The organism is Pseudomonas sp. SAR267 (assembly GCF_052077595.1).
In the GTDB taxonomy this organism is placed as follows: Bacteria; Pseudomonadota; Gammaproteobacteria; order Pseudomonadales; family Pseudomonadaceae; genus Aquipseudomonas; species Aquipseudomonas vlassakiae.
Genome location: NZ_JBQIHU010000001.1, coordinates 227,679 through 247,781, shown reverse-complemented (window position 1 = coordinate 247,781; position 20,103 = coordinate 227,679). Strand labels below are relative to the sequence as shown.

The following is a 20,103-nucleotide window of genomic DNA, read 5'->3' as shown; positions in this document are numbered from 1 at the left end:
GCCTATGGATGACATGAACGCTGTCACGCTGAGCGTGAACGGCCTGGATTATCGCGGCTGGAAGAAAGTCAGCATCAGCGCGGGGATCGAGCGGCAGAGCCGTGATTTCCGCCTGGGAGTGACATGGCGCTGGCCTGGCCAGGCGGTGGAAATTCCAGTGCGGCAGGGCGACTTCTGCGAAGTACGCATCGGCGGCGACCTCGTGCTGACGGGGTGGGTGTTTGCCACCCCGATCAACTACGACAGCCGCAGCGTGGAACGGTCGGTTTCTGGCCGCTCGCTGACTGCCGACCTGGTGGACAGCTCGGCGGTCAACAAGCCCGGGCAGTGGCGCGGGCAGAGCGTGCAGAAGATCGTCCAGGCCCTGGCCGAGCCCTACGGGGTCAAGGTGCTGAGCGAGGTGGCGGAAACCACCAAGCTGGCCGACCACCAGATTGAGCCGGGCGAAACGGTGTTCGAATCGATCGACCGGCTGCTGACGCTTTCCCGTCTGCTGTCGACCGACGACGCCCGGGGCCGGGTGGTGATCATCCAGCCCGGCAGCGCCGGCCGTGCGGTCGATCGTCTGGAACTGGGGCAGAACATCTTGACCGGCCGCGCCGAGCTGGATTTCTCCGGGGTGTTCTCGGAATACCGCGTCACCGGACAGCGCTCGGGGTCAGACAGCGCCTACGGCGTGCAGGCCAGCGAGGTCAAGGCGGAACTGGCCGACCCTCGGGCGACGCGTCACCGCGTGCTGCTGATCCACGAAAGCGGCCAGATGACCCCGGAACTTGCCCAGGCCAGGGCCAACTGGGAGCGGGGTAGCCGCATGGGCAAGGCACTGACCCTGAACTATCAGGTGCAGGGCTGGCGGCAATCCAACGGTGCGCTGTGGCTACCCAACATGGTGGTACGGGTGGTCGACCCGCTGATTGGCATCGACCGCGACATGCTGATCAGTGAAATCGAGTACGTCATGGATGACGCCGGCACGGTGGCCAACATCGTGGTAGGCCCGCCGGATGGCTTCGACCCTGAACCGAAAGACCCGCACAAGTCGCGCAAGCTCAAGAAAGGCGGCAAGGCCGACAACTTCGAATACCTGATCCCCGCTGACTGGAAGCCTGGCCAATGAAACCCATGAGAAATTTCCTTGCCCGGGGCGTGGTCGCCCTGGTCGATGCCGGCCGCATGCTGCAGGGCCTGCAGATGCGCCTGACCGCCGACGAAGTGAAAGACGGCATGGAGTACTTCGAACCTTACGGCTTTACCTCCAACCCGAAACCCGGCGCCGAGGGGCTGTCAGCGTTCATAAACGGCGATCGCTCGCACGGGGTGGTGATTTGCGTGTCGGACCGGCGCTTTCGCCTGCAGGGCCTGCAAAGTGGCGAAGTGGCTCTGTACACCGACGAAGGCGACTTCCTGCACTTCAAGCGCGGGCGGGTGATCGAGGTGCAAACCGCGACATTTAGGGTCAAGGCTGACACGGCGGTCGAGTTCGACACGCCGCTAATCAGCACCACCGGCCGCATCGTGTCGGACGGTGATCAGATCGCCGCCGGCGTCAGTACTTCACTGCACGTTCACGAAGGCTCGGACAAGAAGCCGGTTAAGGGGGGCTGACATGGCGCTATTCAGCGATGACGGCGCGGAACAGGCCTGGCAGCGGGCGGTGGTGATCAGCCTGCTGACCTGGCGCCGCGCCGAGGACGGCGACCTGCTGGACGATGACCAGCGCTACGGGTGGTGGGGCGACACCTTTCCCACGGTCGAGCGCGATCGTATCGGTTCGCGCCTGTGGCAGCTGCGCCGGCGCACGCTGACCGATGACACGGTGCGCGACGCCGAGGCCTTCGCCCGCGAGTCGCTGGCCTGGCTGGGCGATGACGACCGAGTGGGCGCCGTTACCGTAACGGCGTCACGCGGGGTTAATCGGCTTGACCTGCAGGTGGTGCTGTCGATGCGCGACGGCTCGGTGATCGATGTTCAACTAGACACGCTATGGCAGGTGATCAATGCCGTTTGAAACCCCTACGTTGCCCGCGCTGATTGCCCGGGCACAATCCGACCTGTCGGGTGGTAGCGCCCTGGTGCGCTCCGACGCCGAGGTGCTGGCTCGGGTGCTGGGCGCTGCCAGCTATGGGCGCTACGGCCATCAGCAGTACATCGCCGACCAGATCCTGCCAGACACCGCCGACGAAGACACGCTGCTGCGCATGGCACGTGCGCGTCTCAAGCGCGGCCGTCTGGAAGCCGTCGCGGCTACCGGTCCGGCGGCTTTCACCGGCGCCGTGTCGGCACTGCTGGATGCCGGCACGCTGCTGCAGCGCGATGACCAGGTGCTGTTCCGGGTGCGCGCCACGGTCAAGCTGACCGCCACATCGGGCGTTGCCGAGATCGAGGCGCTGGACGCCGGTGAGCTGGGCAATACGCCGGCCGGCACCCAGCTTCGCCTGGTCTCGCCAGTGCTGGGCGTCAATGAGGTGTTCACTGTCGGCGCGCCAGGCCTGGCCGGCGGCACTGAGCAGGAGAGCATCGAGACGCTGCGCACCCGGGTAATCCGCTCGTACCAGGTCATTGCCCACGGCGGCAGCAAAAGCGACTACGAAACTTGGGCGCTAGAGGTCGCTGGCGTGACCCGTGTGTGGGTGCTGCGTCGCTGGCTTGGCCCGGGCACGGTGGCGGTGTTCTTCGTGCGCGACGGGGATATCGACATCATCCCCAACGACGAAGCGCTGGCCACGGTGGCCGCCTACATCGAGCAGGAGCGGCCGGTAACCGCCGAAGTGTACGTGCTGCCGCCGGTGGAGAAGCCAGTGCAGTACCAGCTATCGGTTACCCCGGACAGCAGCGCCGTGCGCCGTGCCGTTGAAGCCGCCCTGGTCGACCTGCACAACCGCGAGTCGGAATTAGGCGGCGGCCTGCTGGCCACGCACGTCAGCGAAGCCATCAGCGGCGCCACAGGCGAGCGTGACCATCAGGTGTTTGCCCCTGTGGGTGACGTGGCGGCAGCGGCTAATGAGCTGCTGACCTATGGGGGTGTGCTGTGGTTGTGAGGACAGTGGCGGACTACGCCGCCCAACTGCGCGCATTGCTGCCGCCGGGGCCTGCCTGGGACCGCGAATTTAACTCCGGCGTGGACGAGCTGTTGCAGGCGGCCGCCCAGGAACTGGCGCGGGAAGACCTGCGCGCTGCCGCGTTGCTGGCTGAGAGCGATCCCAGCACGGTGCGCGAACTGGTGCCAGATTGGGAGCGGGTCATGCAGCTGCCTGACCCCTGCATGGGCGAGTCGCCCACTTTCGCCGATCGGCAGTTGGCGGTGCGCCGGCGCTTGCTGGAGGTCGGCGGCCAGACACCGGCGTACTTCGTGGAGCTGGCTTTCAGCCTCGGTTACCGGCAAGCGCGGGTGGTCGAGCACCGCGCCCCGCGCTTCGGCCGTGCGCGCTTCGGCTCGGCCCACTTTGGCACCTGGGGCGCGCAATTCATGTGGACGCTGGAAACCGGCCAGCGGCTCGCCCAGGGCAGCCGCTTCGGATTCAGTCATTGGGGCCAGCACTTCGGCGGCGCGGCGAACGGTGCCCTTGAGTGCCTGGTGGGGCGCGCTGCCCCGGCCCACACTCTCGAAACAATCAACTACGGATGACTTATGGATTACCCAAAGAAAACGCCCAACGTGGGTTTGGTCGGTGGCAAATTTGTCGATGAGAACGCGTCCACTGGACAGCCTGGGTCGTTGATCCCGTCTGCCTGGGGCAACGCGGTGACGGACGAGCTGTTGGCCGTGATCACGGCGGCTGGCCTGGATCCCAGCGAAGACGAATCCACGCAGCTGCTGCAGGCCATTCAGGCGATTTCGGCCAGCGATATGAAGCGCTCGGTTCGCTGCGCGACTACCGGTGCAATCGCGCTGTCTGGCCTGCAAACCATTGATGGTGTGGCCCTGGCAGACGGTGACCGGGTGCTGGCAAAGGATCAGGCCAACCCGGCGCAGAACTGGATCTACATCGCGTCGCCGGCGGCCTGGGTACGTGCGCTGGACGCCAGCGAGAGCGAGCAGTGCACGCCGGGGCACATGATCGGGGTGCAGGCCGGCACGCTGGGTCGTGGCACGGTCTGGCAGCTGAGCAACGACACCCTGCCGCAGCTGGGCACCACGGCGCTGATCTTCACCCAGGCGCTGGGCCGCACCGGCGTAGCGGCCGGGAGCTATACCAAGGTTCAGGTCGGTGCTGATGGACGAGTGCTGGCGGGCAGCAACCCAAACACGCTCGCGGGCAGTGGCATCGTGGATGCCTACACCAAGACCGAGATGGCCCAGCAGCTGTCAGACGTGATTCTCGCCATCCGGGGAGGGGTGTCGGGCAGTCTGGATCAACTGAGCAAGGTGGCTGCGGCGCTCAACAACGACCCGCAGTTTGCCGCGAATATCCTTATCGCCCTCGCCGGCAAGGCGGGCAAAGGCACCACGCTGGCCGACTACGGGATCACAGATGCTGTGCCCATCCGCAATCCGTTGCCCAATGGTATCGATGTTTACGGTGGCGACCTGGTGTTCATGACGGCCAATGCTGAGGCGTCGATTGCGCTCAACTGCTACTACAACGGGCAGCAATGGCTGCGCCGTGATACGACCAAAACCGCTATTTGCCTGGGTGTTTCTCGGGCGACTGGGCTATTTGTTGCTCGAGCAGGTGCGGGAACGGGGCCGATCACCTGGGAGACCAGTGGGCTGCTCGATACCAGCTTGGCCTTCACCAAGGGTGAAGTCACCGCGCTGCTGGCTGATCGGCTCAAGCAAGGTGACTTCGGGCTTGGCGGGTATGCCCCGCTGTTCCCGGGCAATGATCTGAACACCCAGTACGACGGCACGTCGTGGTTCCGAACCACCACGGGTTGTCTAAACGTGCCGCCCGGTGCCAACCCTCAAGGCTCGCAGGTGCGCCACGAAGTGTGGGGGCTGGGCGTAGTTCAGCAGACCTTCCGCGAGCATCTGACGTCCCGCGAGTGGCACCGAGCCAGTGACTCTTATGTCTTCGGCCCCTGGATCGAGGTAGTCACCAACATGGTGGGTGCGGTCCAGGCCTTTGCGTCGACCGTGCCGCCGACGGGTTGGCTTGTGGCCGATGGCTCGCAAGTGCTGCGTGCCAATTATCCCGCGCTGCTGACCGCAACGAACGGTGCTTTCGGGTGGGGCAATGGCTCCACTACGTTCAATCTGCCAGACATGCGCGGCGAAGTGATCCGGGGTCTGGACTTGGGGCGCGGTATCAACCCGGGGCGTGCGCTTGGCTCCATCGAACTGGACGCCATGCAGGGCCATGGTCATGCCAACACCAACCAGATCAACGGCATGTCTGGCGGATCGGGAGAGTTCCTCTCTCACAACAACGGCGTGAGCGGTTCCACCAGCACCGCTCGCATTCTCGGCCCGGTGGATCTTGCGGGTTACGGGGCTGTGCGTGTCGCCAGTGAAACCCGTATGCGCAACGTGGCGATGCTTTGGTGCATCAAATACTGACAGTGAGGTAAACATGCAAGCTGATACACCAATTGATCGCACGATTTACCACGTCCACCCGGAAACGGGTGAGCTGCTGGGCGAGGGCGAAGCGCGGCTGGACCCGATCGACGACAGCTTTTTGCTGATCCCGGCGCATGCCACGCAGGCGAAGCCGCCAGTAGCCGGCGAACATCAGGCGGCGGTGCTGCAGGGGGATGATTGGCTGCTGACGCCAGACTATCGCGGCTTGGTCTACTCGACCGCCGACGGCGCTGCCACGCAGTATTTCGAGCTGGGGGAGCTGCCGGCGGGCTTCACTCACGTGGCGTGGCCTGGTGAAGACCACGTATGGTCCGAGAACGCATGGGTGCTTGACGAGGCTGCGCGCGCTGCGCGCCTGGCTGAGCAAGAAAGAGCCTGGCGTAATGGTGAAGTGGAGCGGGTCAAATGGCTGCGTGAACGTCACCGTGACGAGCAAGACCTTCAAAAGGAGCCCACCCTAACTGCCGAGCAATTTGCCCAGTTGCTGACCTACCTGCAGGAGCTGCGCGACTGGCCCCAGTCCACTGCCTTTCCCGATACGGCCCAGCGCCCTGTGGCGCCGCCCTGGATCGCCGATCAAACCTAATGAAGCCCCGCACTGACGGGGCTTTTTCATACTTGTTTGAATCTAGGAATCTTCGCAATGCCAATCACTGAGAAACAGTTGCTCCAGATCCTTCCAAGCGCCGGCCGAAAAGCCGGCGTTTTTGTTCCTGGCCTCAACGCCACCATGGGCAAATTCGCCATGGTCACCCGTCTGCGCATGGCAGCATTCATCTCCCAGGTGGGGCATGAGTCCGGCCAGCTTCAATACGTGCGCGAACTTGGTAGTGATAAGTACCTGTCGAAGTACGACACCGGTCGCCTGGCACAGCGCCTGGGTAATACGCCACAGGCTGACGGTGACGGCCAGCTGTACTGTGGCCGAGGGCTCATTCAGGTCACGGGCCGGTTCAACTATGAGGCTTGCAGCGAGGCCCTGTTCGGTGACAGCCGGTTGCTCAGTACCCCTGAGCTGCTCGAGCAACCGGTCTATGCCGCGATGTCGGCCGGCTGGTTCTGGCAGAAGGAGGGTCTGAACAACCTGGCAGACAAGGGCGATATGCTGGCCATCACGAAGCGGATCAACGGTGGTACCAACGGCCTGGATGACCGCTTGTCCCTCTACAAGCGAGCGCTTGAGGTGCTGCAGTGAGCGCCTTGGGCGGTCGCCTGATCGCCCTGGCGGCCCCTATGCTCGTGTGTGCCATCGGCGCCTGGGCAGCCTGGGTGTGGCAGGCGAATGTCTATGGCGCGCAGCTCGCCGGGCAGGCTGACGACTTTGGCAAGCAGATGGCGGAGAGGGACCGCGTGTACGGCCGTGAGCGTGAGGAGGCCGCTGCAGCTGCACTCAACCAACTGGAAGAGCAGCAGGAAGCGCGCCGCGCCCTGGAGGCCCGCCTGCAGGATCAGACCAAAACGCACTGGAAGGAAATGAACGATGCTCAACAAGCTCAAGCTCGCCTGCGTGACCGGCTTGCTACCGCTGATCTGCGGTTGTCAGTCCTTGTCGACGCGGGAGCCCTTGCCCCCCAGGGTTGTGACGGTGGGATGCGAGAAGCCACCGGCACCGGAGGCGTGGTACATGGAGCCGTACGCGCCCAACTTGACCGAGCGCATACTCAACGAGTTGTCGCCATCACCGACGAAGGCGACCGGGGGTTAATCGCGCTCGAAGCTTGTCAAGGTTATGTGCGAGAAATAAATCATAGACCGCAGAAGCACTAACGGGTTGAGCTTGCTTCTATGGTTTTTCCGATGTTGTAAGAATTTTTATTTCGAAATGTTGTTGAGGTTTTCCGTGCGAAAAATGCGTGGGCGCCTAAAATCAAATTGAGCTTATGTAGGAGGCGTTATGGAAGTAAAAAGTGTTGATGTTTCGACGCGTGGCATTCCGCCCCATGAAGATACGGATATTGTTATAGCTTTGGATAGCGCGGATGTTGGCACCTTGAAGAATGATGCTGTTCGTGCGGCCCTTGCTGCATTTTTAACCGCCAACATCCCAGTTGTGGGGATTGTAGTAGCGGCTTATGTAGAACAGCGAATTGATCAAATAATAGCAGGAAGTGGGCCAAATGGCTGTCTTGTTGGTGTGACGATACGTGATGGAGTGGATTTGCATGTGTTTACGGTCACCCCGCAGTGAGCATTTTACTATAAAACGAAGGCTGAAAGTTATCCTGATTGCTGCGAGCCCTTGACGATTCACGTTATGGACAGTGGTTAGTCATACACCGTTACTGGTTGCTCTTCATAAACTTTTACATTGCTCATTGATATAGAAGCGCCCGCCCCTATGTTTTGGAGTGGGCGCTTCTTTATGCTTACTATGATTGAGGGTGCAGACTTTATATTGCTCGCGAAATTTAGTCTTGCCTATAGAGGGTGCGGAGTCGGTTGCAATGAGTTGATCCAGTTCCTGATGGATATCATACCGATGGTTGTCATGAGCTCAATGTTTGGTAAGAGTTCGAATTTAGGCTTTATCTGTTTTACGGTTTTTATGAATTGCTCAATTGACTGGTTCGGTTTTCTTTCTGCGTGAGCTATGGTTGTTAGTTGTTGAAAGAATTTGTTGGTGGTGGCTGCGTCTGTGTGTGGAGGTTGTACGCCTTCATGAATGAATCCAGATCTATGAGCATACGTCTTTCCAATTATTCTGTGTAATTCGTCATGATCTAGGTCTTCTGGGTAGTACTCACCTTGATTTTTTCGGATCATGAATTCGAAATGGGGTTTTGCCTCTGCGGGAAGAATGTCGTATGCCTCTTGATTCGGATGCTCAATTTCTTTGTGCCACTCTTCTACGGATGAATAGTCAAATATGAACTTTGTGTACCGTGCCTTTAGATTACTTTTATTGCGATTTTGTTCGTATTCTCTGAATAATTCCCTGAAGTCTCCGTCTTCCCTTTCCGCTTTCTCTTTCCAGGCTTCATATTTGGGTGGTAACTCAGAAACTTCATCGGGTTTAATTGCCTGCTGAGCAGCTGACTCTATCGCTGCAGCCGTGAGGAGATACGCAAGCCCAAAATCGATTTCTTTTGTCAGTACTGATAGGCTAAACAGTCTTATGGTTTGTACTATTTGTGTGCGTTTTTTTTCAGGAAAGTCTCGGTTAGCAAGCTGATCAATGAGACCCTCCATATTCTTTTTTGCTCGATGCTCCCAGTCTTGAGATTTCTTCGTAACAGTTTTCCGTGGGCCCATTTCGGTTAATGGAAGGTGGAGTGCAATGCTGAGTTCTTCTTCAGGGGCAAGTTCGCGATTGTTAAAGGGGGCGATTTCATTGGGGGCTAAAGCCTTCTTGCCAGTGCTGAAAGTTAAAAGTGTCGCGATAAATGTTGCGAACGCCTGAAATACAGTATTTGCGAAGGGGGAGTTGCATTCTACTTTTGATATTAGCCCAAAATGCCTGTTTGGGAGATCTATCTTTCGTGAGGGATGTATCTTGAAATGGCCAAATTCCCAGATGTCGCTTATTTCGAAAGATGTGACAATGTATGAATTGTTTGCGCCGATTTTTAGGGCGTTGTGTGGCTGGTGCTTGTAGGTGTCTTGACACTGTTTAAATAAGATTTGTTTTCCGTTAGGTAGTATCATAAGTTGGACCTTTTAAGGTTAATAATGATGACCGGAAGGCTGGTTTGTAAGTATAAGCCTTATTCGGCGGCCTGTAGATGCTCGCGTTGTCCAGCGCTGGGATTTTTAAGGGTGGTTTTAGGCGCTGAACGAAAAGCAAATTCGTAGATACCACCGTCAGCAAGCCAGTGTGATCGTTGCAGCTTCCATGACAAGCGTCTAGGATGAGCGAGCAATTCGGCGGTGTATCATCCAAGAATGCTTATGGAGTCAAAATCTCTCTAACCGCTGGATGCTGCTCAGCTGACGGGGATGTCCGCGATGGGTAGGACGCTGAGCGGCTTTGAGATCATCGTTAATACAGCTTGTGCGCAATAGTGGTGGCGACGCGTGGGTCATAATGAAACTTTCGTCCGCTAGCGTTTAATTTTAGGGAAAAGGTATGGATACAGAGAGCTTCCTACAATGCCTGACTTATATTCAGAGCTCATCTGTGAGTAAATCAGAAAGCATTTTAGGGAAGGTGGTGCCAACTTTGGCCGGTGTCTTCGTCGGATTTGCTATTAACTATGCTTACTCGTCACTCAAAGACAGGAAGCTGAGGAAGAATAGGGTTCAGGTTTGCTTGGAAAACATCGAAAGTATTAGGGCGGATCTTAAGCAGGCACTTGGGCAGATTGCGGTTCTATTTAAGTGGCTGGAAGAAGGCGGGGTGACTCCGGGAACACGGTTCCCTAGCAGCGTCAATGTGCTGTTCATTGAAAAGCATTTCATCGAAGTTGCTGATCAGTTCACTAAGCAGCAGCGACGCTGGACTCAGCAAGTCTTGATGCATTTGGAATTCATAAACAAAAAGTTGATCGAAGTAAAGAAGCCTGATGAAGATTTATTTTTGTATTCAAAATCCCTTCTGAATCTGAATGTTTCATGCATGGTGGCTTGGAAATTGTGCGGTTATATTCAGAATAATAAAGAAAGTGAAATGCTAGATAGCGCTATTTTGACTAGTTGTGGTCTTGCGAGTGAAGATGTGAATAGGTACTTTCTCCTACATGAAAATGCCACAAAAAATAATGAAATCTTAGAGCTTAAGTGGCCGAAAGATTGAGCATTCAGGGTTCTGCGGGATTGCTGGTAAATTCTGCTGGCATTGAGCTAGAATTCAAGAAGCCGAAATGAATGGTACATAATTGTACGAAGGCTTGGGGGCTCTGGGCTCTCTGAATGTCTCGTAATTATAGGTGTTTAGAAAGAGTATGGTGGTGCCATCACACTGCCGGGTCTGGCTCGGCCGCTCGATGACGCATAGGAGGCTGTGGGGCAGCTTTGCTGATTCAAGCCCGTAGCCTTTCGATCCCGATTGAGATTGCTTCCGTGTGGGTGTCCAGTGTCACCAGGGCCGCCATGACGTTGTCGTGGTTGTGGATCGAGCCACGTTGACTAACCCAGAGGGATAACTCTTCCAGTGCTGTTCTGATGGCAGTTTGATTGAGTAGCAGCAGCTCTAGGGTATTTGCCGTGATCGCGGCTTTCTCGTCCATGATGGTCTCCTAGTACCGTGATATTTTTAGGGCAAATTTAGGGCAGATTCTGGGGCGCTTAAGGCCCGAATAGGGCATTTGCTTAGGCGAGGATAACCGCTTTTACTGGCCTATAGTGGCCTACCGAGCATATCGGGCGGGTTCAAATCCCTACACCCGTGTGGGTTGCCCGACAGGATTTAGTAGCCAGCTCGGACCCAGGCGTGGATTAGTCGATGTGAGGAGGATGTAGCTGCCGGTAAAAAAGCCCCATCCTAGGATGAGGCTTTATTGCTGAACTCTAAGTTACAGAGCGTCGATGCTGTCACGAATGAAATTCCAGGCGCGGTAAACGCTGTAAAACTTCATCGTCACACGCAGTAGGCGTTTGATAGTCCGCATACTGTATCGTCCCTTGAATGAGGACTGCCTCCCTGGTTTCTCTCAGCCCCTACCAGGTTAGGTGTCATGCGAATGATCCCTTGAGGCTTATCCTATTTGTGGCCCTCTGATGTAGCTGAGACGGGTTCCTAGGCCCGAGTCAAAGGGTCCGTCAACCGTAGATCCGGTTGAGGGTTTGGATGATAACAGCATTTTGCCAGCTGGTTGAGCGTTTGCGCTTTTCCTTGCTTGACTTACTTTAAATCTGTTAGGATAGTGAGTTTACTTGTGTTTAAGTTTTTACACTTAAAGTGGAAAAAACGTTGGTTCGGTTTACCGAAAACGGTAAACTCTGGCCGTGCGAATGATCCCTTGGGATTATGGCAGCGGTTCCTAGCCCGCTGCCGAAACAAATAAGCCGCTTCCTAGAGCGGCTTTTTTTTTGCCCGAAATTTGTCATTTGAAGATGGTTGATGAGTGCAAAATGCCAGAAGGGATGGGGCAAAAATGGGGCAAACCGTTCGCCAATCTACGCCATTCCATGCCAACCGCAGCGCCGTTTGATGGTGGCTGAGATGCGCTTGGCCAAGATCGTCAGATCGCCAGAGCCATTGGATTTTGCCGCCATCCGCCACGACGCAGGAGGAGCCGAGAGTCTATGACCATGAACAAAGGCGCCAAGCTCGCCGCCACCGTCAGTTGCCCCGGCACGGATACCACTGCTGTCGCCCGAGGCCAGGCAGCCACCCGCGCCGCCATGGTGCTCTCCGACCTGTTCGCACGGGCTGATGCGAGAGCGGGAGAGCTGGCGAAAGCTTATGACCAAGCCCGAATAGCAGGCCAGCTCTGCGAGAGGTCCTATAATCCTCTGATCAACTGATCGGAGCGGGTAATGGAGAAGCGCACCTTTATCGGGATGATTGAGGCAGGAGAACCTCTGCTGAAAGAGGCCCTGGATGCCATGCGTGCTTATCAACAGGCGCAGGATGAAGGGAAACCCGCTGAAGAGGTTGAGCGGTTGCACCTGCTGGCCGAGTCGCTATTTCAAATGGTCTGCGATTACCAGCTGCGGGTGGTGGCCAAAGCGCGCGGCCAGAAACTTCCACCTCTTCACTGACGCTGCTCGATCAGTTCGGCGCCTTGATTGCGCACATTGCCCACTGCAGTGCCCACGCGATACCACTCGAAAGCCTCAGACGGCTCTCCCAGGTTCAGCACCATCTGTTCGGCGTGCTCGTTGGGCATACCGGCTGCAATCCACTCTCGCGCCAGGTCCGGCTCAAACACAACTGGCCGGCGGTCGTGCACGTCCACAAGCCCGCCCTGAGCGTTGGCAGTGATGATGACGAAGCCGTCGTGCTCGCTGTTGGTGAACTGGCCGATACTGGCGCAAAGGGAAGGGCGCCTATCCCTTCGCCGGATGTAGTACGGCTGCTTCTTGGGTCCGCCTTCATCGACCCATTCGTACCATCCATCGATAGGCGTAATCGCCCTATGCGGCCAGATCGCACGGAAGAATGGACCGTGAGCGACTTTCTCGACCCTGGCGTTGATCGGCGCGGCGCGATCGGTCGCCCAGTGTGGCCGCCATCCCCACTTCACCAGGTCAGCCCGAGGCCCTGCTTCATCCACCCGCAGCACCGCCACTGACGTGGTCGGCGCGACGTTGTAACGGCCAAGCGCCTGATCGCCCACGTTGTTCCGCCACACCTCCGGCATGCCGAGGGTTTCAACGAAGTCGTGTATGCCGCGGTACTGGCTGAGCCTTCCGCACATTTCCCATACTTCCTGCCTGAGCACACAAGCATAGTCCGCCGAGCGGTACTGGCGCGCTTGCGTTTCCTGATGCTGAAATACTGTATCTATATACAGTATCTGGTGCAGCATGTACTTCCTTCTCGTCCGACGCCGCGTCAATGGCGTGGCCATCCCCACGAAGCAGCTCGGGAAGATCCAGCCTCTGCGCGCCGACATCCACATCGGTGACCACCACAGCGAACCGCTGGGCCGGGTGGCCACGCAGGCCTGGGTGTTCAACCCGACCCCTGGACCAGACATCATCCCCCGGCTGCACGATGCCAAGGTCAATGGCATGGCCCAGCTCGGGATGAACATCAACGGGGTTGAGGACATCGACGGCGTGCTGTACGCGCAGTCCTGGTGGTGTAGGAAGGAATGATGGTCGGGATACCGCAAGCATGGCTGGATGAGCTGAACGACCAATTCGCCCTAGTCACGGACCCCGAGGGGCGTTCCGCCGTTCTTGATGAGATGGCCTATGCCGCTCATCGTCGACGCGAGGTAAACGCCGAAACCCTGGTCGAAATGCTGGAGTTTGCAGAGGCGGCAAGGTATTGGGCGCTGACCGAGCATGAGGAGGCCTGGCACCTTGGCCTGTTTCACTATCATTCAGCGGACGAGTGGGGGAAGGACGACCCAGGACGGATCGTGGTTGGCGGGGCGCCAAGGGAGGGATTCTTGCAGTCTAAAACTAAGCGGGTGAACTCCGGTTTTGCTGGGATAAACCTGCCCAAAGTCGGCGATGTGGTTTAGACAGGGTCGATGCATAGGCCGCGAACTACGCGGCCTGAGGTCGATTTTCCACACTACTTCTGCATTATCAGAAGTTGCGGCAGTCCATTGATCGGCCCGCCGCTTATATCGATCGATGTCGTTGTTTCAGCCCGGTGTGTCTCTATTCACACAAGATCTTTGCCGGATTATTTCTTGTGAGCGGCAGAGTTCAGGATACGCCGATATTTTTCGCGAGAGTCTGTTACGTAATCCGGTAGAGTTTTCCTTCGGCCGTAATAGAATTTATCGCTATTAAGATCCAAGATGGTCCTAATGACTCCTGCGAAGCCCCACATTGGTAAGGCGCTATCAGAGTTCTCCGCTTCTTCTTGCTCCATATTCTTCAATATCGGCAGCGTGTGTTCGATATTTTCGACCAAGGTTTTCATTGTGAATCCCGTTTCTCGAATATCCTCTAGCAAACTGGGGATATGTTCGTCGTTGTAAGTGCGGTCGCTGAAATACTTATCTCGCAGAGCTAGCAGATCATCTGAGTTTAGCTCCGTTCGCTGCTTGAAAATTTCGTCGGATTTAGATGCGACATTTTTGTACTCAATCTTCATGTCTTTGATAGAGTCAAATTGTTCGTCCGCTAATTCGATTAGAGCACTCAGTCGATTAAGTTTTCGCCTCAGTTGCGCGGGGGCATCTGAAACTTTTTTGTAGAGAAGTTTGTGACTAATTGCAGACCAGGTATGCATGAGCATGGTGCGAACCTGAATTTCTGCTTTCAGACCGTCTAGCCCCCTAGCAGAAGGATGGGCCAGCCATTCATCCTTTATTTTTACCACGTAATGAAACGATCGGTAGCCAAATTTATCATCGTCTAGCTCGCTCTGCTTGTCTTCTTTTGACAGAACGTCGAACTCCCCGTCAATGATCTGACAAATAGTATCTATGTCTGACTGGTAATAGCAAATCACCCGTATCCCGCAAAGGTCATCGATATTGCCTAGGGTTGGCTCATACCCCTTTCGGGAAATCTTACCGAGAAGAGAGTCTTCGTCTTTAACTCGAGATTCAATCGCAAAGATCGGGACATTTTTCTGAGTGATCATGTCCTCCAAGGCTGTTAAGAGATTATGTTTTAATCGAACGAGCCTCGGTTTCAAATCTCTGTACTGTTGAATTAGCTCTGGTGCGGAGATAACTGTCATTTTCAGTTGCGATCCTTGCTGCTAACAAAGCTGCAATCAAAGGGCTTAAGTGTCTGAAACGCTGGGCCTCAACCGATCATCTACCATTCGATCCTCTCTGGACTATGCCGGAGGGGTGAGGGTAGTTTTCGCAGCTGTGGGCCTCCAAGGCGATACAAATTTTGTGCGGGAGAGGGGCTCACCGCCGCATGGCCACATTCAGATCCCCCGGCGTGTTAGTCCGATTATAATGGCTGTCCAAGCAGTTTTGCCATCAAAAATCGATTCCAAAACCGAAGCAGCGACCCTTGTAGTATGCGGCCCGCAGCCGTGCCGATTCGTCTTTGTTTTGGAATCGAATTTTCCCTTTAAGCCGCATGGATTGGGCGCTTATGCCACGGTCTTGAAAACCGCTGGGAAGCACCGGGCGGACAGGTAAGTTTCCACCATAAGGCTTGGGCCAATTCTTGGGCCAATGCATGCGTTTTGGTGCGTAGTTGAGAGGCTGAAACCCCCGGAAACACTGCACTCCACGCCGCTCAAAACCGCGAAAATAATCGCATGGTGATGTTGGCGGTGGAGATCAAAGGGCTTACCTATCAGTAACTTACGACGCTGGATTTTCAGCTGATACCGATTTGATACCAATCTTGAGTTTTTCCAGCTCGCTCCAGTCGGAGCTTGAGTTGAGCCAACGGGCATACGTCGACAGCAGCATCTGCACGCTGTGACCCAGCTGTGGGCGATAAATGCGGGGTTGAGGCCGGACATTAAGCATATTGTCGCATAGGTGTGACGGCAGTTGTATGGGGGGCGACGCCTGATCCCCAAATCGTTCAGCAGTACCAAACGGTCCCTCCCAGCCGACAGCCTCGAGGTAAAGGTGAGAGCGCTCCTGGCCGAGCGGCGACAGCGTATCGGATATGAGAAAGAGCTTGAGGCAGCAGCCAGCGCTTGCCGCTGCTTGCTCAGCAGCTTGAATGAAGTCGCATGGCAGGCCTGGCTTGCGAAGCGACGCCTGACCGGCGTGCACCGAAAATGCAACAAAGCCCGGCACAATCACCGGGCTTGAAGGTAGGGCTCTGGTCTATTCCTGGAGAGGTATCGGTTCAGCCGCGGTAGCGTCCCGGCTTGTGCCAGCGGATCAGCACCAGATTCATTGCGACGGTGCCCACCGCCGACCAGGCCATTTTGTCTGCTGGCAGGTAGAAGGCTGCGATCAGAAACAGCGCCGCATCGCAAACGAGCTGCGCCACGCCGGCGTTAATGCCGAATTTCCGCTGTAACCACAGAACCATAGAGCCGGTGCCGCCCATAGATGCGTTATGCCTGGCCAGGCAGAGAATGCCCATTCCCAGAAGCGTACCGCCGAGCGCCCAGCCAATCGCCGGGTCGATGCCGGCAACGTTCAACGCCGGGGTAACCAGCTTTACACCCAAACCCAGGGCGAAGCTGACCAGAACGCTTTTCAGGGTGAAGTTCCGGCCCATGGTGAACAATGCGAACAGCAGGAACGGCACGTTGATGGCCGGCACCAGGACCGAAGGCGGGTAGGGGGTGACGAACGACGCCAGCAGCGCCATGCCAGCAATGCCGCCAGTGATCAGCCCACTTTTGCCCAAGATGGCGATACCGGTCGCAGCCAGGGCGATGCCAGTAAACAGCCCATAAGCGTCATCCAGAGCGCTGTGGCGCGGGTAGGTCGCCGCCTCACAGCTCATACGGCGCCTCCAATAGGACGGTGCCGCGATGGCGCAGGCCGTCTACAGGGGTAATGCGAGCAACCTCTACACCGTGGCGGACAATAACCACCTCGGTTCCATAGATCACTTGTTCAAGGATGAACTCAAGGCTTGATTGAGCCTCGGGCAGGTCATATTTCACCTGATGCATGAAGGTTTTCCTTTTGGGATTGGTATTGCACGAGGAAGGCGGATACGCCTCTTGCTGCGCGGCCGGGTAGGCGCAACGCTCGGCAATATAATGATTCTCCTGACCAGAAATGTGCTTTCGAAATGTGCGTGGTTTTCGCCTATGTGCGAATAGAAATTACGATGATCACAGGGCTAGAGAATAATTTATGCTCTCGCATCCTGTAGTGATCCTGCCTGGGGTGGGGCTGGCACAGGTGTGCCTATACCGGCTGTATCAAACGGGGTGTAGATGGGTGATGATTTCCGCTGGTGCCCACTTGCATGAAGAGGGACAGGGTTTTGGACAAGCGGACCTTCATCGGGATGATTGAGGCGGGAGAGCCTCTGCTGAAGGAGGCTCTTGATGCCATGCGCGCAGGATGAAGGGAAACCTGCTGAGTTTGGTGTGAGGGTAGTCTGGCAACCAGGCTACCCTGCTGGCGCCTAGAGTTTGTACTGGATGGTGTAGGACGCATCAGTCCTTGGCTCTATCGTAATTGGAATGCCGAATAGCTTTCCGTGGCATTCACTTACGATACAACGATACACGGCGCCCTGGCGGAGCTGGTCCCACAAGCCTTCGTCATGTATCGAGATACGCAAAACGCGGTTGTTCGGATCCTCTCTGACCAGAGCAACGTGGTGGTCCAGGTCGCAGCCGAAATCCGTAGAAGTCAGCTCTGAATCGTAGCCGATCAGCACGCCGTGTCTTTTCAGATCGTCCCTGATACGCTCAATTACGTCATCTGCTTCTTGTTTTAGCATGATGGTTATCTCGCGGTGCTTTCACTCATCAAAACTCTAGCTGACCCTGCTGATCTTCGCTGTCTTTGGGCGTAATCAACGTTACACCCTCATTCCTGACATTACCTACCGCCTTGCCTACGGGATACCAGCGGAAGTCCGCTGCCGGCCTGCACCCCTGTTCCACGATTGCCGAAGCCCGCTGCGCTGATGTAGCCGGGTCGAGCCATTCCTGGGCAAGCTCAGGGCGCAACACCAAGGGTTTTCTGTCGTGGATATCGATCAGTCCTTGGTCTGCGGCTGCTGTGATGATCACAAACCCATCGCGCTCATCCGCCTCAATGTTCCCGTGCACTTCGGCGAGCGCTGCGAAGTAGAGCGGCCCTCCGTCAGCGCTGGTGATGTAATAAGGCTGCTTGCGCTTAGGGTCGGCCGGATCCGGTATCCATTCAAACCAGCCGTTGGCCGGCGCCAAAGCTCGCCCCTCTGGCCACAGCCCACTGAAAAACTTGCCCGTCACCACTGTCTCGGCCCGTGCATTGATCGGATCGGGGCGCTTCCCCTTCGCCCAGAATGGCGACCATCCCCACTTCACCCGGTCCACGATCAACCCATCCCCGACCTGGCGAATGATCTCGACTCGGGTCGACGGCGCTACGTTGTAGCGATTGATCGCCTCATGGTCATAGCCATTGATCACCACCAGGTCCAGCGATAGCTGGCGTAGGTAATGATCCATCGACTCGTAGATCGAATATCGTCCACACATGGCTGACCTCTCGCCTGTCAGAAATATCGCTGCCCAGATTGACCGGAGGAACGATGCCAGATTTACTGTATATGCATACAGCTTGCATTGGACCTTCCATCATGACCATCACTTTCTTGGGTACGCCAACCGGCGGCACCGAACCGTTACCGCTTTACTCGTTTCATGTCCCAGCCGGTTTTCCTTCGCCTGCGGCAGACCATCTGGAAGGCCATATTTCCCTGGATGAGCTATTCGACCTCCGCGCGCCCCATGTGTATCTGGTTAAAGTGGAGGGCGACAGCATGCAAGGGGCAGGGATCTACTCGGGTGACATCGTAATTGTCGACCGCGGTCGTGAGGCAGAGCATGGGGACATTGTCATCGCAGCGGTCAACAGCGAGCCTGTCTGCAAGCGTCTGCACCGCCGCGATGGCGTGGTAATCCTCAAATCGGAGAATCCAGCATACCCGCCGCGGTACATCATGGAGGGTGATGAGCTCGTCGTTTGGGGCGTTGTGCGCTACAGCGTTCGTGATCATGCGCAGTGACCAAGTGTTCGCGCTGATCGACTGCAACTCGTTCTATGCGAGCTGTGAGCGCGTGTTCCGGCCTGACTTGGCCAAGACGCCGATCGTCGTATTGAGCAACAACGATCAGAGGGGTGGTAAACGTTAGTAAACGATGTACAGTCCGCGCCTCCTTCTGAAGCGATCTGGATCAGCCATTCCAATCCTCAAAAGGATTCACTTCTGGATGGAAAAGGCGCGGCATGAGGCTTGTATTCGCAACAGAAGATCTGACCCTGGCTGGTCGATCCTTTAAGGGGTTTCCGCTGCTCATCGGGGCGGACGGGTGGCCTGTCGAACCGGCACAGACCTTTCTCTGGCATACGCTCGTCGAGTCTGGTGAGTCCCTGAGCGATCTGACTTGGGAAGCATATGGGCGGCGTCTATACGACTACTTCGCTTTCCTAGAGGCTAATCAGCTGTCCTGGAACGATGAAAGTCCAGCGCATGGCCTGAGTATCCTTTCACGTTATACGGATTGGTCACTGGGCGAACTGGAGCTCGATCCTGGAACTGTGAACAAGCGCCTAGCGTTAATTGTCCGGTTCTATCGGTGGGCTAAACAACGCAACCTCATATCGGTTCTCCCGTTTGGAGAGAAGAAAGTTAGGGTTGCTTCCCATTCCGGTTTGCTTACTCATGTTGTTAGGACTGGAGCCGAGAAGGTGAAGGTCTCAGTTATGGTTCGCGAGCGCAGGCGAATTACAAAATTCTTAACTAAGGATCAAGTCAAAGAGTGCCTGGGCGTGGACGCTGATCCAAGTCATCAGATCTTATTTCACCTAATGGTTCGAACTGGGTTGCGCTCTTGTGAAGCAAGATCATTCCCGCTTAAATATGTCTTCAATCCAAAGCTGAAGAAGGGATTGCGTGCGGGGCAAATGATAAGTGTGGCTCTAGATCCCGCAGATATGCTTATAAAATATGATCGTCCTAGGGTGATTGATGTCCCATGGTCACTGATGGACAAAATGTGGTCATATTCGCTTCATCAAAGGCAATTGCGTAAATCTCGTGACGCAGGTAATCCTACCGCCTTACTCCTGACTAATGAGGGGAGGCCTTACTCTAAAGACGCTGTCGTGGATGTGATGAAGTGCTATGAGCGAAAGTGCGGCTTTTACGTGCGCGCCCATATGCTGCGGCATACTTACGGGACTTATACATTATTGGCTCTTCGTAAAAATAAGGGCTTTAATGGTGAGCCGTTGTTGTATGTTCGTGATCGGCTCGGGCACTCTGATGTTCAGACAACAATGATTTACCTGCACTTGATAAATCAGCTTGAAGCTCAGTCCGTTCTTGCTCATGAGGACGAGATTGATACCATTTTTATGGCCGACTCTCTCAGATGTGTATGAGGTCAGGAT

The 20,103-nt window shown here is 56.3% G+C and carries 23 protein-coding genes and 5 pseudogenes; 19 read left to right on the top strand and 9 right to left on the bottom strand.

All coding sequences use genetic code 11. The features are described 5' to 3' along the window. Window positions 1-4: 4 nt before the first annotated feature. From ACTORR_RS01370 to ACTORR_RS01325, 10 genes are all read left to right on the top strand, one after another. Window positions 5-1,117, top strand: a complete 1,113-nt coding sequence (locus ACTORR_RS01370; protein WP_441343473.1) for a phage baseplate assembly protein — start codon at window positions 5-7, stop codon at window positions 1,115-1,117. Next, the gene (locus tag ACTORR_RS01365; RefSeq protein WP_441343472.1) at window positions 1,114-1,605 is read left to right on the top strand and encodes a phage baseplate assembly protein V; all 492 of its coding nucleotides are present in this window, start codon (window positions 1,114-1,116) and stop codon (window positions 1,603-1,605) included. The genes ACTORR_RS01370 and ACTORR_RS01365 overlap by 4 nt, the downstream gene beginning before the upstream one ends. 1 nt (window position 1,606) lies before the next feature. Next, entirely contained in the window at window positions 1,607-2,008 is a 402-nt protein-coding gene (locus tag ACTORR_RS01360; protein ID WP_274084623.1) for a phage GP46 family protein, read from the top strand. Continuing rightward, entirely contained in the window at window positions 1,998-3,038 is a 1,041-nt protein-coding gene (locus tag ACTORR_RS01355; RefSeq protein ID WP_274084622.1) for a baseplate J/gp47 family protein, read from the top strand. The genes ACTORR_RS01360 and ACTORR_RS01355 overlap by 11 nt, the downstream gene beginning before the upstream one ends. After that, complete coding sequence (locus ACTORR_RS01350; RefSeq protein ID WP_441344114.1) at window positions 3,035-3,625, top strand: YmfQ family protein; 591 nt, start codon at window positions 3,035-3,037, stop codon at window positions 3,623-3,625. The genes ACTORR_RS01355 and ACTORR_RS01350 overlap by 4 nt, the downstream gene beginning before the upstream one ends. A 3-nt stretch (window positions 3,626-3,628) precedes the next feature. Then, window positions 3,629-5,500, top strand: a complete 1,872-nt coding sequence (locus tag ACTORR_RS01345; RefSeq protein ID WP_441343470.1) for a phage tail protein — start codon at window positions 3,629-3,631, stop codon at window positions 5,498-5,500. Window positions 5,501-5,513: 13 nt separating this feature from the next. Further along, on the top strand, window positions 5,514-6,110 hold the full coding sequence (locus ACTORR_RS01340; RefSeq protein WP_441343469.1) for a hypothetical protein: 597 nt from the start codon (window positions 5,514-5,516) through the stop codon (window positions 6,108-6,110). Between the two features lie 57 nt (window positions 6,111-6,167). Beyond that, window positions 6,168-6,719, top strand: a complete 552-nt coding sequence (locus ACTORR_RS01335; RefSeq protein WP_441343468.1) for a glycoside hydrolase family 19 protein — start codon at window positions 6,168-6,170, stop codon at window positions 6,717-6,719. Then, entirely contained in the window at window positions 6,716-7,291 is a 576-nt protein-coding gene (locus tag ACTORR_RS01330; RefSeq protein WP_441343467.1) for a lysis protein, read from the top strand. Before ACTORR_RS01335 ends, ACTORR_RS01330 begins: the two co-directional genes overlap by 4 nt. Window positions 7,292-7,418: 127 nt before the next feature. Then, on the top strand, window positions 7,419-7,712 hold the full coding sequence (locus tag ACTORR_RS01325) for a hypothetical protein (RefSeq protein WP_441343466.1): 294 nt from the start codon (window positions 7,419-7,421) through the stop codon (window positions 7,710-7,712). A 230-nt stretch (window positions 7,713-7,942) separates the two neighbouring features. On the opposite strand, the gene ACTORR_RS01320 is transcribed toward ACTORR_RS01325, so the two are convergent. After that, window positions 7,943-9,169, bottom strand: coding sequence for a hypothetical protein (locus tag ACTORR_RS01320; RefSeq protein ID WP_441343465.1), 1,227 nt, complete (start codon window positions 9,167-9,169; stop codon window positions 7,943-7,945). Window positions 9,170-9,590: 421 nt separating this feature from the next. On the opposite strand from ACTORR_RS01320, the gene ACTORR_RS01315 reads away from it, so the two are divergent. Next, on the top strand, window positions 9,591-10,256 hold the full coding sequence (locus ACTORR_RS01315; RefSeq protein ID WP_441343464.1) for a hypothetical protein: 666 nt from the start codon (window positions 9,591-9,593) through the stop codon (window positions 10,254-10,256). Window positions 10,257-10,482: 226 nt separating this feature from the next. Here the strand turns inward: ACTORR_RS01315 and ACTORR_RS01310 are convergent, their stop codons facing one another. Then, window positions 10,483-10,689 (bottom strand): hypothetical protein, encoded by a 207-nt coding sequence (locus tag ACTORR_RS01310; protein ID WP_441343463.1) that lies wholly within the window; start codon window positions 10,687-10,689, stop codon window positions 10,483-10,485. A gap of 1,033 nt (window positions 10,690-11,722) precedes the next feature. Here ACTORR_RS01310 and ACTORR_RS01305 point away from each other — a divergent pair. Continuing rightward, a pseudogene (locus tag ACTORR_RS01305) lies at window positions 11,723-11,929 on the top strand (DUF2514 family protein); the annotation flags it as partial. 12 nt (window positions 11,930-11,941) lie between these two features. After that, window positions 11,942-12,166: a hypothetical protein gene (locus tag ACTORR_RS01300; RefSeq protein ID WP_441343462.1), complete on the top strand. Its 225-nt coding sequence runs from the start codon at window positions 11,942-11,944 to the stop codon at window positions 12,164-12,166. Here the strand turns inward: ACTORR_RS01300 and ACTORR_RS01295 are convergent. Beyond that, window positions 12,160-12,825, bottom strand: coding sequence for an SOS response-associated peptidase (locus tag ACTORR_RS01295; RefSeq protein ID WP_441344113.1), 666 nt, complete (start codon window positions 12,823-12,825; stop codon window positions 12,160-12,162). The genes ACTORR_RS01300 and ACTORR_RS01295 overlap by 7 nt on opposite strands. Before the next feature lie 109 nt (window positions 12,826-12,934). On the opposite strand from ACTORR_RS01295, the gene ACTORR_RS01290 reads away from it, so the two are divergent. Both ACTORR_RS01290 and ACTORR_RS01285 read left to right on the top strand, forming a co-directional pair. Then, entirely contained in the window at window positions 12,935-13,228 is a 294-nt protein-coding gene (locus tag ACTORR_RS01290) for a hypothetical protein (RefSeq protein WP_441343461.1), read from the top strand. Then, window positions 13,225-13,524, top strand: a pseudogene (locus tag ACTORR_RS01285) (hypothetical protein); the annotation flags it as partial. The gene ACTORR_RS01290 and the pseudogene ACTORR_RS01285, both read left to right, overlap by 4 nt. Window positions 13,525-13,769: 245 nt before the next feature. Here ACTORR_RS01285 and ACTORR_RS01280 read toward each other — a convergent pair. Beyond that, entirely contained in the window at window positions 13,770-14,780 is a 1,011-nt protein-coding gene (locus ACTORR_RS01280) for a GTP pyrophosphokinase (RefSeq protein WP_441343460.1), read from the bottom strand. 586 nt (window positions 14,781-15,366) lie between these two features. Beyond that, window positions 15,367-15,599, bottom strand: a pseudogene (locus ACTORR_RS01275) (site-specific integrase); the annotation flags it as partial. 25 nt (window positions 15,600-15,624) lie between these two features. Between ACTORR_RS01275 and ACTORR_RS01270 the strand changes: the two are divergent. Beyond that, window positions 15,625-15,720, top strand: a pseudogene (locus tag ACTORR_RS01270) (hypothetical protein); the annotation flags it as partial. A 148-nt stretch (window positions 15,721-15,868) separates the two neighbouring features. Here ACTORR_RS01270 and ACTORR_RS01265 read toward each other — a convergent pair. From ACTORR_RS01265 to ACTORR_RS01250, 4 genes are all read right to left on the bottom strand, one after another. Continuing rightward, a complete protein-coding gene (locus tag ACTORR_RS01265) occupies window positions 15,869-16,480 on the bottom strand; it encodes a YitT family protein (protein WP_054886494.1) in 612 nt (203 codons plus the stop codon). Further along, window positions 16,470-16,652: a type II toxin-antitoxin system Phd/YefM family antitoxin gene (locus ACTORR_RS01260; protein ID WP_054886493.1), complete on the bottom strand. Its 183-nt coding sequence runs from the start codon at window positions 16,650-16,652 to the stop codon at window positions 16,470-16,472. The genes ACTORR_RS01265 and ACTORR_RS01260 overlap by 11 nt, the downstream gene beginning before the upstream one ends. A gap of 464 nt (window positions 16,653-17,116) precedes the next feature. Further along, window positions 17,117-17,437 (bottom strand): hypothetical protein, encoded by a 321-nt coding sequence (locus tag ACTORR_RS01255; RefSeq protein WP_054886492.1) that lies wholly within the window; start codon window positions 17,435-17,437, stop codon window positions 17,117-17,119. 28 nt (window positions 17,438-17,465) lie between these two features. Next, window positions 17,466-18,185 (bottom strand): SOS response-associated peptidase, encoded by a 720-nt coding sequence (locus ACTORR_RS01250; protein ID WP_262108541.1) that lies wholly within the window; start codon window positions 18,183-18,185, stop codon window positions 17,466-17,468. Window positions 18,186-18,286: 101 nt separating this feature from the next. Here ACTORR_RS01250 and ACTORR_RS01245 point away from each other — a divergent pair, with 101 nt between their 5' ends. The 3 genes and pseudogenes from ACTORR_RS01245 (at window position 18,287) to ACTORR_RS01235 (ending at window position 20,094) form a co-directional block, all read left to right on the top strand. Next, complete coding sequence (locus tag ACTORR_RS01245; protein ID WP_054886490.1) at window positions 18,287-18,715, top strand: LexA family protein; 429 nt, start codon at window positions 18,287-18,289, stop codon at window positions 18,713-18,715. Next, window positions 18,705-18,821: pseudogene (locus tag ACTORR_RS01240) on the top strand (Y-family DNA polymerase); the annotation flags it as partial. The gene ACTORR_RS01245 and the pseudogene ACTORR_RS01240, both read left to right, overlap by 11 nt. 115 nt (window positions 18,822-18,936) lie before the next feature. Beyond that, on the top strand, window positions 18,937-20,094 hold the full coding sequence (locus ACTORR_RS01235; protein WP_441343459.1) for a tyrosine-type recombinase/integrase: 1,158 nt from the start codon (window positions 18,937-18,939) through the stop codon (window positions 20,092-20,094). The last annotated feature ends 9 nt before the right edge of the window (window positions 20,095-20,103 follow it).

Coding starts and splice junctions, on each gene's coding strand:
- ACTORR_RS01365 (WP_441343472.1), top strand. CDS start 1,114: ATGAAACCCATGAGAAATTTCCTTGCCCGGGGCGTGGTCGCCCTGGTC.
- ACTORR_RS01325 (WP_441343466.1), top strand. CDS start 7,419: ATGGAAGTAAAAAGTGTTGATGTTTCGACGCGTGGCATTCCGCCCCAT.
- ACTORR_RS01310 (WP_441343463.1), bottom strand. CDS start 10,689: ATGGACGAGAAAGCCGCGATCACGGCAAATACCCTAGAGCTGCTGCTA.
- ACTORR_RS01340 (WP_441343469.1), top strand. CDS start 5,514: ATGCAAGCTGATACACCAATTGATCGCACGATTTACCACGTCCACCCG.
- ACTORR_RS01315 (WP_441343464.1), top strand. CDS start 9,591: ATGGATACAGAGAGCTTCCTACAATGCCTGACTTATATTCAGAGCTCA.
- ACTORR_RS01370 (WP_441343473.1), top strand. CDS start 5: ATGGATGACATGAACGCTGTCACGCTGAGCGTGAACGGCCTGGATTAT.
- ACTORR_RS01255 (WP_054886492.1), bottom strand. CDS start 17,437: ATGCTAAAACAAGAAGCAGATGACGTAATTGAGCGTATCAGGGACGAT.
- ACTORR_RS01245 (WP_054886490.1), top strand. CDS start 18,287: ATGACCATCACTTTCTTGGGTACGCCAACCGGCGGCACCGAACCGTTA.
- ACTORR_RS01360 (WP_274084623.1), top strand. CDS start 1,607: ATGGCGCTATTCAGCGATGACGGCGCGGAACAGGCCTGGCAGCGGGCG.
- ACTORR_RS01265 (WP_054886494.1), bottom strand. CDS start 16,480: ATGAGCTGTGAGGCGGCGACCTACCCGCGCCACAGCGCTCTGGATGAC.
- ACTORR_RS01295 (WP_441344113.1), bottom strand. CDS start 12,825: ATGTGCGGAAGGCTCAGCCAGTACCGCGGCATACACGACTTCGTTGAA.
- ACTORR_RS01290 (WP_441343461.1), top strand. CDS start 12,935: ATGTACTTCCTTCTCGTCCGACGCCGCGTCAATGGCGTGGCCATCCCC.
- ACTORR_RS01250 (WP_262108541.1), bottom strand. CDS start 18,185: ATGTGTGGACGATATTCGATCTACGAGTCGATGGATCATTACCTACGC.
- ACTORR_RS01345 (WP_441343470.1), top strand. CDS start 3,629: ATGGATTACCCAAAGAAAACGCCCAACGTGGGTTTGGTCGGTGGCAAA.
- ACTORR_RS01355 (WP_274084622.1), top strand. CDS start 1,998: ATGCCGTTTGAAACCCCTACGTTGCCCGCGCTGATTGCCCGGGCACAA.
- ACTORR_RS01300 (WP_441343462.1), top strand. CDS start 11,942: ATGGAGAAGCGCACCTTTATCGGGATGATTGAGGCAGGAGAACCTCTG.
- ACTORR_RS01235 (WP_441343459.1), top strand. CDS start 18,937: ATGAGGCTTGTATTCGCAACAGAAGATCTGACCCTGGCTGGTCGATCC.
- ACTORR_RS01260 (WP_054886493.1), bottom strand. CDS start 16,652: ATGCATCAGGTGAAATATGACCTGCCCGAGGCTCAATCAAGCCTTGAG.
- ACTORR_RS01320 (WP_441343465.1), bottom strand. CDS start 9,169: ATGATACTACCTAACGGAAAACAAATCTTATTTAAACAGTGTCAAGAC.
- ACTORR_RS01335 (WP_441343468.1), top strand. CDS start 6,168: ATGCCAATCACTGAGAAACAGTTGCTCCAGATCCTTCCAAGCGCCGGC.
- ACTORR_RS01280 (WP_441343460.1), bottom strand. CDS start 14,780: ATGACAGTTATCTCCGCACCAGAGCTAATTCAACAGTACAGAGATTTG.